9 protein-coding genes are annotated in these 9,976 nt (G+C 57.7%); all 9 read right to left on the reverse strand.

What is annotated here, in order from left to right:
- Nucleotides 1-330 precede the first annotated feature (330 nt).
- The 9 genes from CFR79_RS14575 to CFR79_RS14620 all read right to left on the reverse strand — a co-directional run bounded on the left by CFR79_RS14575 (nucleotide 331) and on the right by CFR79_RS14620 (nucleotide 9,376).
- Nucleotides 331-783, reverse strand: coding sequence for a MucR family transcriptional regulator (locus CFR79_RS14575; RefSeq protein WP_110548383.1), 453 nt, complete (start codon nucleotides 781-783; stop codon nucleotides 331-333).
- A gap of 344 nt (nucleotides 784-1,127) precedes the next feature.
- Nucleotides 1,128-1,931, reverse strand: coding sequence for a formate dehydrogenase accessory sulfurtransferase FdhD (gene fdhD / locus CFR79_RS14580; protein WP_110548384.1), 804 nt, complete (start codon nucleotides 1,929-1,931; stop codon nucleotides 1,128-1,130).
- 40 nt (nucleotides 1,932-1,971) lie between these two features.
- Nucleotides 1,972-2,394: a molybdenum cofactor biosynthesis protein MoaE gene (locus CFR79_RS14585; protein WP_110548385.1), complete on the reverse strand. Its 423-nt coding sequence runs from the start codon at nucleotides 2,392-2,394 to the stop codon at nucleotides 1,972-1,974.
- Entirely contained in the window at nucleotides 2,391-2,633 is a 243-nt protein-coding gene (locus CFR79_RS14590; RefSeq protein ID WP_110548386.1) for a MoaD/ThiS family protein, read from the reverse strand. The genes CFR79_RS14585 and CFR79_RS14590 overlap by 4 nt, the downstream gene beginning before the upstream one ends.
- Before the next feature lie 135 nt (nucleotides 2,634-2,768).
- On the reverse strand, nucleotides 2,769-3,854 hold the full coding sequence (gene moaA, locus CFR79_RS14595; RefSeq protein ID WP_110548387.1) for a GTP 3',8-cyclase MoaA: 1,086 nt from the start codon (nucleotides 3,852-3,854) through the stop codon (nucleotides 2,769-2,771).
- Between the two features lie 14 nt (nucleotides 3,855-3,868).
- Nucleotides 3,869-6,172 (reverse strand): FdhF/YdeP family oxidoreductase, encoded by a 2,304-nt coding sequence (locus tag CFR79_RS14600; protein WP_110548388.1) that lies wholly within the window; start codon nucleotides 6,170-6,172, stop codon nucleotides 3,869-3,871.
- Between the two features lie 22 nt (nucleotides 6,173-6,194).
- Complete coding sequence (locus tag CFR79_RS14605) at nucleotides 6,195-6,728, reverse strand: nitrate reductase associated protein (RefSeq protein ID WP_110548389.1); 534 nt, start codon at nucleotides 6,726-6,728, stop codon at nucleotides 6,195-6,197.
- 191 nt (nucleotides 6,729-6,919) lie between these two features.
- On the reverse strand, nucleotides 6,920-7,939 hold the full coding sequence (gene cydB, locus CFR79_RS14615) for a cytochrome d ubiquinol oxidase subunit II (RefSeq protein WP_110548391.1): 1,020 nt from the start codon (nucleotides 7,937-7,939) through the stop codon (nucleotides 6,920-6,922).
- A gap of 3 nt (nucleotides 7,940-7,942) precedes the next feature.
- Entirely contained in the window at nucleotides 7,943-9,376 is a 1,434-nt protein-coding gene (locus CFR79_RS14620; protein ID WP_110548392.1) for a cytochrome ubiquinol oxidase subunit I, read from the reverse strand.
- Nucleotides 9,377-9,976: the final 600 nt, after the last annotated feature.

The following is a 9,976-nucleotide window of genomic DNA, read 5'->3' on the forward strand; positions in this document are numbered from 1 at the left end:
CTGCCGCTGTCGTCGTGGCGCTTCCGTGGTGAACCTGGCCCATAGCGCTTCCTTCCACTCTCGTGAAAATAATGCACCATCAAATCCTGGGACTAAACATCTAAGGGGAAGACGCCCTTATTCGCCCGGTTCGGGAACAGGGCCAGCATCCACTGACGGGGCGCTACAAGGCGGCCTTTGCGGGATCGGACTGCCGATCCCGACAACGCAGGCATGATGCGCCAGAGCACCGATCACGCTGAAAACAGGGTTATTGAGGGCACCTGAACACGCGGGCAAACGGATCATGGACAATACATCAGTGACTGGACACCGGGCAGCCATCGAAGATCAGTTGTCTGGTCCCGTGCGGTCAGTGCTGTCGTGCATAACAGTCTGACCCAGACCGGCCTGTCGCGCTATGGATGACCGCCGTATTGCGTAATTTGGTGCGACCATGGGATAATGTTGCGGCAATCCCCACCGTTTACGGTATTCATCTACTGTCATGCCATGGAAAGTACGCAGGTAGCGTTTCAGCATCTTGCGCCTGACGCCATCTTCCAGACAAATAATATATTCCGGAAAAACTGACCGGTTAACAGGAACAGCAGGTTTCTTTTGGGGTTCCTTTTCGTGTTCCACCGAATGAGCGCCGTTCAGGGCATCGTAAACGGATTTGACCAGCTTACCCATATCCTGCACCGGTATTTTGTTATTACTTATATATGATACAACGATCTTTACCGTTCGCTTCAGAAGATCATGATGACCATCAGGAAACGCAGGACAGGACTCAGGCATTGACTGCTCCATTTATGGATTTTTTAAGTAGTTTTATTTTTTGGAAACTATACCGGCAGGGATGATCCAAAAGCCGGACTTAAGTCTGCAATCTGGAAACTGACATCGATAAACCGCCTGTAACGCGTGCTTCGACTAATAGAAACTGCGCTGCCATTTCCCAGCCTGCGTCAAAGCTGCCGTCGCGACGAATGTGGCATGCGGGAACGGGAGCCATGATACGGTGCCCTTGTCTGTCTCACAGTTGCCATGCCGGGTCATTTTCATATGTGAATGTTATGATCCCCCTATTCGTGAATGACCAGAAAGAGGGGGAGTCTTTATTTTATAGAAATATCGATATACTATATGACAAGGCGCTTTCCACCGCAGAACAGCGTCTGCTTATCATGACGCGCAATCGCGATCAGGGTCTGGTTCATCTTTTCAGCCGTGCGGAAGGCGCGATGTGTCGGGGCTGAAATTGCGACCACTACTGCAATACCAGCCCGCACCGTCTTGAGCGCCATTTCAAATGAATACCGGCTCGTAAGCAGACAGAAGCCATCGTTGAACACTTCAGGATGGCAGACGCGTACACCAATCAGCTTGTCCAGCGCATTGTGCCTTCCCACATCTTCACGGATCATATGAATATTGCCGCTATTATTTGCCCATGCAGCCGCATGGACCATACGTGTCGCTGCATTCAGCGTCTGCCATTTACGCAGTTCATGTAGCGCATTGCGTATTGCCGTTACGGACAGGCGGGGACCATCCCCAAACGGTGCGCCCGCCACGGCGTCGCAGGCCGGCACTGTTTCGCTCCCGCATATGCCGCAACTGGAATGACCAGTCTGCATGCGGACATTCCGGCGCATGAGGCGCGTCAACGCCCTTCCCTTTATGAAAATATCGAGGGTCAGACCATCTTCCGCCGGTACAACATCCACCGAGCGGATTTCCGCAGGCGAACTGACGATCTGTTCGGTTATGCAGTAGCCGTAGGCAAAATCTTTCAGGTCTGCTGGCGTCATCATCATCGTGCCGTACGGAAACATTCCGTTGAACATGAGGCTGACCGGCACTTCCTCAGCCACATTCAGACTGAATTTTTCATCCGGACAGGACAGGGAAGCAACATCTAACGGATAGAAAAGAGCGGACATTACGGCAGCCTCGGGCAGTCACGTGGGCACTGTTCAATGGTCAGCGGGTGTGGCAGGGCACCCATTCGGTTACACCGGTGGCGTAATGCTCTTTTTTCCATATCGGGACGCGCTGCTTGATTTCATCAATAATGTAGCGACATGCACTGAATGCGGCGTCGCGGTGTGCCGCAGCCACGCCAATCCATACCGCCGTTTCCCCTACGGACAGATAGCCGGTCCGGTGCATGGCTGTTGCATGACAGATTGCGAAACGCTGTTTTGCCTCCTGCACGATCGCCTGCCCTTCCGTCCGGGCGAGTGGCACGAACGCACTGTAATCAATGCCGGCAACAGCACGCCCGTCATTGGTCTGCCTTACCCACCCTTCAAAGGCGCAGAACCCGCCCGCTTCGGGAACCAGCAGCACCCTGCGCAGGGTGGTGATATCCACCGGCGCATCCGCCATGATAAAGTCGCTCATCCGCCAGTAACCGGCGGAATAAAGACAACATGATCCCCATCACGAAGCGGCTGCTCCCATGGGGAGAACGCCGCATTAATGGCGACACGCATGCAGGCGGGTTCCAGCGCAAAGCTGTATACATCACGCAGTTCATCATACAGGGCGGCTGCCGTAGGGGCCGATGTCGTGCGTATTTCATGCGCCCGCCCTGCGGCGTCCTGCAATTGCGCGAAATACTGTAGATCTATATTCAGCATTTTACTTCCTGTTTGTTGGGCACAAGGCAGCATGGCATCCGGACCCGTTCGGTCGGGCATGTTTGTGGCTCCCTGCATCCCTGTTTTATTCAGATCAGGCAGGCGGGTATTTGAACGGGCGAATATATTCTCACCTCATCCCCCGATATAATGCATTTCTATTTTTTCCTGACGCGATGGTTTTTCCTCGCCGTGTGGTGATATGCGATGACGCGCCCGTTCCTCACTGTAGCGATCCGTCCGCTGTCGCCATATCCGTGACAGGGTGGCCCGCAACTTCTGGTCGCCTTCGGCATCACCGGCGCTGTCACGCAAAAGCGCGCGAAGATCCGTGCCAGTCGTTGCGAAAAGACAGGTGTAGAGCTTCCCGTCTGAAGACAGGCGCGCACGGGAGCATGCTCCACAAAACGGCGCGCTGACTGATGAGACGAACCCGATCTCGCCCGCCCCATCGACGTAGCGATAGCGGCGCGCCACCTCACCACGATACCTGGGTGGCAACGGTTCAAGGGGCCAGAGGGCTGCAATACGCGCGCGCAGTTCGTCTGAGGGCACGACATCGGCACGGTCCCACCCGTTGCGATTTCCAACGTCCATATATTCGATAAGGCGGACTGCAACGCCAGTATGACGAAAGCGTGCAAGGATATCCGGCACACCCGCGTCATTCACGCCCCGCTGGACCACGGTATTGATCTTGACGCCGCCTTCAAATCCGGCGGCACGGGCGGCATCAACGCCCTTCAGCACGGCGGACAGTTCCCCCCTGCCGCCGCTCATATGGGCGAACACGGCTGGATCAAGACTGTCGAGACTGACCGTCACGCGCCGCAGTCCCGCCTGGTGTAACGCTGGCGCAAAGCGTGGCAGCAGGATGCCGTTGGTTGTCAGGGCAACGTCCTCAATGCCCGGCAGGGCGCGCAGGCGACTGACCAGATCAGGCAGGCCGGGCCGCAGCAGGGGTTCCCCACCGGTCAGCCTTATTTTCGTGACACCCAGTTCCGCGGCGATACGCGCCACCCGTTCGATCTCGTCAAAATCCAGCCGTTCCCTGGGACCGAGAAACCGGAAGGCTTCATGATAGGTGGCTTCCGGCATGCAGTAGGGACACCGGAAGTTGCACCGGTCCATGACCGAAATGCGCAGGTCACGCAGCGGGCGGCCATGCCTGTCGACAGGCGGCACGGGACTGACCGACCGGCTGCTGTTCTCGTCATTCATGGCCCCCTGCCCTGTCAGCCCGCGATCCGGATTGCAGGCGCGGATGCAACACTTTCCACCACCTTTACCGGAATGGATTTCGCCGCGGGCGTTCCGCTGATCCCGTCAAAGTAATCCAGCGGCAGCAATGGATTCAGTTCCGGGTAATATCCCGCAATGGCGCCGCGCGGCATCGGGTAATCAAGCACGTTCAGGCCATCGACATACCGCCTGACCCCGTCATCGCTGTAGGTTTCCAGCCCGATCACATCACCATTCGCCAGGCCGCGTTCGGCCATGTCATCCCTGTTCATGAAGATGACAAGACGGGTATTGTACACCCCGCGGTAACGGTCGCTGTTGCTGTAGATGGTCGTATTGTACTGATCGTGCGAACGGATGGTCGCCAGACGCAGCATGGCCGTATCCCTGACCGGCACGTTGACTTCCAGCCCCGGCAGCACGAGGAAATTCGCCTTGCCATTGGGCGTCTGCCATACGCGGCGACGGGGCGGAATATCGAGGTGCAGCCCATGCGGATTTTTGATCCTTTCGGAAAAATCCGCATAGATTTCAGGATAGACCTCGGCAATCTTGTCCCGGATCAATGTGTAATCGACCATATAATCCGCCCATGGCGTGCGGGAGGCGGGCAGCGTCGCCATGGCCATGCGGCAGACGATCTCCGTTTCCGGCCGCACATGTTCGGTCACGGGTTCGAACACACCACGCGATGCCGTGACATTCGCCATGGCGTCCTCAATGGTCACGAACTGCTCGCCCGCTTCCGTGCGGATGATTTCCGAGCGGGCGACAACCGGCAGGATGAGCGCATCCTTGCCATGCACCAGATGCCCCCGGTTCAGCTTGGTCGCCACGCCAACCGTCAGGTTGAGGTTGCGCATGGCGGCATAAGAACGGTCCGTGTCCGGCACGGCGCGGATGAAATTGCCACCCATGCCGAAGAACACCCTGGCGGTGCCCGCTTCCATGGCCTCGATCGCTTCCAGCACGTGATGTCCATGTTCACGCGGCGGTTCAAACCCGAAGGCGTCACGCACGCGGTCCAGATAGGCATCGGTCGGTTTTTCGTCGATGCCGACCGTGCGGTCGCCCTGCACGTTGGAATGGCCACGGATCGGCGCGATACCGGCGCCGGGCTTGCCGAAATTGCCGCGCAGCAGAAGCAGGTTCGCAACCTGCTGCAGCAGGCGTGAGCCTTCCTGATGCTGCGTAAGCCCCATGCCGTAACAGATGATCGTGGCATTGGACTTCATGTAGATATCCGCAATCCGGCGGATCTGATCTTCGGCTATGCCCGAAATACGGGTGATGTCCGCCCAGCTACACCCCATGACATCATCACGCAGGGCTTCCAGACCTGCCGTGTGCTCACGGATGAAATCAAGATCCAGCACCTTCTCGCCATGGGCTTCCGCCTCAAAAAGCGCCTTCATCATGCCCTTGAAGATGGCCAGATCGCCACCGATGCGCACATGCACGAATTCGCTGGAAATGGGGGTTGAACCAAACGTGCCCATCTGAAGCACGTCCTGCGGTTCGGTAAAGCGGATCAGCGCGCGTTCGGGCATCGGGTTGATCAGGACAATCGGCACGCCGCGTTTACGGGCTTCGACCAGATTTGTCATCATCCGGGGGGAATTGGTGCCTGTATTCTGCCCTATGACGAAAATCGCCTCTGCATGCTCGAAATCGTCCATGACGATCGTGCCCTTGCCAATACCGATGGCGGGCGGCAGGCCACGGCTGGTCGGCTCATGGCACATGTTCGAACAGTCGGGAAAGTTGTTGGTCCCGAACTCACGCACGAATATTGCATAAAGAAACGCGGTCTCGTTCGCGGTGCGGCCCGATGTATAGAACTCCGCCTGGTGCGGGCTGTCGAGGGCGCGCAGGTGCTGACCGATCAGCGCGAACGCATCATCCCACGCCACCGGCACGTAACGGTCGCTTTGTGCATCATAGCGCATCGGCTCGGTCAGGCGGCCCTGCATTTCCAGCCAGTAATCGCTTTTCTGCATCAGTTCGGTGACGGTGTATTTTTCAAAGAACTCCCGCGTCACACGTCCCTTTGTGGCTTCATGCGCCAGAGCCTTGGCCCCGTTTTCACAGAACTCCAGCGTCTTGCGATGGTTGGGGTCAGGGAATGCACAGCTGGGGCATTTGAAACCGCCCGGCTGGTTCATGGACAGCAGCCCGCGTGATCCCTTGACCAGCACGCTCTGTTCCATCAGCACTTTCGCGGTCGCCCCTGCCGCACCCCACCCGCCAGCCGGATGATGATAGGGTCTGTATTCAGGCGTTTTTTCGTTGCTCATGATCTCAACCCTCGTGGCTTATTCAGTTGGGCATGCGTGTGTGGCCACGCGATACGGCTGTCGGATTGGGGGAAGCACCTGCGTCATGCAGCAGCCCGGCATGCGGTTGCAGCAGGCCGAACTCCAGCATTGCGGGCACGAAATTTTCGTTTTCATGCTTCGAGCGGGCAAGCTTCACCAAAGCAAATCGCTGGAGTGGTTGCAGGGTTGCCCATTGCGCAGCCGTAGGCGGCGCGACCCCATCAGCCTGTGCCTGGGTCTTTACGGCATCGGGCATCCGGTCCGCATCACGCCAGGCTTCCAGCCCACGACTTGCAAGCGGGCGCAACGGTTCATCACTGCGGGTTGCGATCAGGTGTGCGACCAGTTCGCGGTAGGTTGCCTGTTCGGGCGCGGTTTCGCACGGCAGGTCAGCAAGCTGGCCCCTTTCGTCGCGCGTAAACCGGCTCCACTGACGCAGGCTCAGTTTGATGCCGACGATATCAAGCTTCTGCCGCGCGATCATTGGAATGCACCGCAGGGACCCTGCAAAGTCACGTTCAAAGTCGAAAAGCATTGAACCATATCCCTTATTGGAGGGAGGAAAGTGTCGGGCGGTCATGCCGCCCGGTTTATCTGGGAACGATCAGGTGAAGCAGGGACGCCGCCCCGAAAAATACAGTGGTGCTCAGCGACCAGATCGCAACGAACCATGCGATCCGGGCACCGGTACGCGGGGGTGCGTCATCTCCGTTCCCATGGACAATCTCAGTGATACCCATCGGTTTCCGTCACCTTTCCGCGAAAGACGTGATAGGAATAGATCGTGTAGGTCAGGATGATCGGCAGCAGGATGGCGGTGCCGATCAACTGGAAGAACTGGCTGGATGGCGGAGAAGACACATCCCACAACGTCAGTCCCGGCGGCACGGCATAGGGCCACAGCGTAATCCCGAGACCGGACAGGCACAGGAAGAACCAGCCCAGCGCACACAGGAACGGCCCCCTGGAATGTCCCCTGCGCAGCCCGATGGCAAACGGGCCAGCCAGCACGGCAACCAGAACCGGCACGGGAGCGACAAACAGAATGTTCGGCCAGTCGGTCCAGCGGCGCAGGTAAGGCGCGTGCAGCAGCGGCGTCCACAGGCTGACCGCCACGATGCCGAGGAACAGCCCCACAGCCAGCCGGGCGGCCCAGCGGCGGCATGATGCTTCCAGCACGCCAGTGGTGCGCCAGATCAGCCATGTCGCCCCCAGCAGGGCATAACCACACATGACCGCCAGGCCACACAGAATGCTGAACGGCGTCAGCCAGTCGAGCGGGCCACCGGCAAAGGCCCCGTCAACGACCCTGATCCCCTGCACCACCCCGCCCAGGATCGCGCCCTGACAGAATGCGGCGATGGCGGAACCTGCCATGAAGCCGACATTCCATACCCCTTCCCTTCCCGTTCCACGTGTCATGACACGGAATTCAAACGCCACGCCGCGAAAGATCAGCGCCAGCAGCATCAGCACGATCGGCAGGTAGAAGGCAGGCAGCAAAGTGGCGTATGCGCCGGGGAAAACCCCGTAAAGCACGGCCCCACCCAGCACCATCCATGTCTCGTTCCCGTCCCATACGGGTGCGATGGTGTTGACCATCACATCCCGACGGCCCGGATGGCGTTCAAGTGCGAACAGCATCCCGATGCCGAGGTCAAAGCCGTCAAGGACGACATAGATCGAAATGGCGGCCACCAGTATGACGGCCCACACGATGGGGAGCCAGTATGCGAAGTCCATCATGCCTCAGGCTCCTTTGCCAGTAGAGGGGTCAATCACGCCCGGATGCATGCGGGCTGCCAGAATCTCGGGAGCGTGGGCAGGGCTGGCATCATGCTCGCCTTCCTGCGGCGCGCGGCCCAGCATGCGGACGAGAATGCCCATCCCGGAACCGAATACGAGCACGTAGACCACCACGAACGCCGTCATCGAAAACGCCATGGAGGACAGGGCGACGGGCGATACGCTGTCAGACGTGCGCAGCAGGCCGTAGACCGTCCACGGCTGGCGGCCGACTTCCGTCGTAACCCAGCCGCACAGCAGCGCCAGAAATCCCGCAGGCGCCATGCACAGCGCGACACGGTGGAAAAGCGGGCTGGTGAACAGGGTGCTGTTCCGCCGCAGCCACAGGGACCATAGCCCCACCAGCATCATCAGCATGCCGAGGGCGACCATGATGCGGAAAGAGAAGAAGATGACCGGCGAAGGCGGCCGCTGGTCGCGCGGGAAATCCTTCATGCCCGGCACCTTGCCATTCAGGCTATGTGTCAGGATCAGCGATCCGGCCAGTGGCAGCCTGACGGCATAATCCGTATGTTCGGTTTTCATGTTGGGAATGCCGAACAGCAGTTCCGGGGCACGCCCCTCTGTATCCCAGTCCCCTTCCATTGCCGCGATTTTCACCGGCTGATACTTCAGGGTATTAAGACCATGCGCGTCGCCTGCAAGGATCTGCAGAGGTGCTACAATGGCCGCCATCCACATGGCCATGGAAAACATGACCCGCACGGGTTCGCTGGAAATCTTCCCGGCCTTGCGTGCCCTGAGCATATGCCACGCCCCCGTGGCGCCCACGATGAAGGCGACGGACAGGAAAGCCGCCAGTCCCATATGCACCAGACGGAACGGAAAGGACGGATTGAAGATGATGGCCAGCCAGTCCGCCGGCATGAACCGTCCCGTGGCCGGGTCAATTGTGTAGCCGCGTGGCGTCTGCATCCATGAATTGGAAGACAGTATCCATGTCATGGAAATCAGGGTGCCTACCGATACGCAGCATGTGGCCGCAAAATGGAGTTTGCGCCCCACCTTGTTCATGCCGAACAGCATGACGCCAAGGAAGCCTGCTTCGAGAAAGAAGGCGGTCATGACTTCGTAGGACAGAAGCACGCCTGTAATTGGCCCGGCCTTTTTGGAAAAGATCGACCAGTTCGTGCCGAACTCATACGACATGACCAGTCCCGAGACGACGCCCATGCCAAAAACGATGGAAAACACCTTGATCCAGTATCGGTACAGATCAAGGAATACAGGCCGTCCTGTCCTGAGCCACAGCCCTTCCAGAACCGCCAGATAGGCGGCCAGTCCGATTGAAAAGGCTGGAAAGATGATATGGACGCCTACGGTAAAGGCGAACTGAAAGCGCGCCAGAAGGAGCGCCGGGTCATGTGCGTACTGCATCGATACTTTCCAAAACTTATGCGAGAGAAATAAATACTTCCCGGCATAGTGGTCCCGTAAGCAATTCTCTGGCCTGAAAGGCAGATACATGCTCAGGTGTCTTGGAAATGGTAGTAGATCAATCAGACATATGACGTCCAAGACAGATTATACATAAGATCATAACCTGCGTTTATAAGTGAAATATAAGCAGGCTTTGTCTGGTTATGGATGAATATAGACAGTTAAAAATATTGATACCCACACAAGAAATATTTGGCCGTTATCTCCTGTTTCCAGCCGCCTCTGTTATTCATATGGATAGAGGGCATGTCGATCGGGCACTTCTCGTAGCTCTGTTATATTCACAGTTCTGGTCATAAGAAACTGAATGCATGATCAAATGAAACCATAACGTTATGGGTTCATTTCCCACTGTGCTGATGTGTCACGAGATCCTTATCGGGCAAGTTGTGTCGGTTTTCGACATCCTACCTGGGGTGGAGGATCTCAATGCATGCCTTAGGTTCTGTTGACAAAAGGTCTTTTCAGACTGGCTTGGACGTGATTCAACGTTGGTCTTTGCGGAGACCTGTGGATGCGTGGCGACCTGACGGACGA

The sequence above is a fragment of the Komagataeibacter saccharivorans genome (assembly GCF_003207825.1).
Taxonomy (GTDB): domain Bacteria; phylum Pseudomonadota; class Alphaproteobacteria; order Acetobacterales; family Acetobacteraceae; genus Komagataeibacter; species Komagataeibacter saccharivorans.

Coding starts and splice junctions, on each gene's coding strand:
- cydB (WP_110548391.1), bottom strand. CDS start 7,939: ATGATGGACTTCGCATACTGGCTCCCCATCGTGTGGGCCGTCATACTG.
- CFR79_RS14585 (WP_110548385.1), bottom strand. CDS start 2,394: ATGAGCGACTTTATCATGGCGGATGCGCCGGTGGATATCACCACCCTG.
- fdhD (WP_110548384.1), bottom strand. CDS start 1,931: ATGTCCGCTCTTTTCTATCCGTTAGATGTTGCTTCCCTGTCCTGTCCG.
- CFR79_RS14620 (WP_110548392.1), bottom strand. CDS start 9,376: ATGCAGTACGCACATGACCCGGCGCTCCTTCTGGCGCGCTTTCAGTTC.
- CFR79_RS14605 (WP_110548389.1), bottom strand. CDS start 6,728: ATGCTTTTCGACTTTGAACGTGACTTTGCAGGGTCCCTGCGGTGCATT.
- CFR79_RS14575 (WP_110548383.1), bottom strand. CDS start 783: ATGCCTGAGTCCTGTCCTGCGTTTCCTGATGGTCATCATGATCTTCTG.
- CFR79_RS14590 (WP_110548386.1), bottom strand. CDS start 2,633: ATGCTGAATATAGATCTACAGTATTTCGCGCAATTGCAGGACGCCGCA.
- CFR79_RS14600 (WP_110548388.1), bottom strand. CDS start 6,172: ATGAGCAACGAAAAAACGCCTGAATACAGACCCTATCATCATCCGGCT.
- moaA (WP_110548387.1), bottom strand. CDS start 3,854: ATGAATGACGAGAACAGCAGCCGGTCGGTCAGTCCCGTGCCGCCTGTC.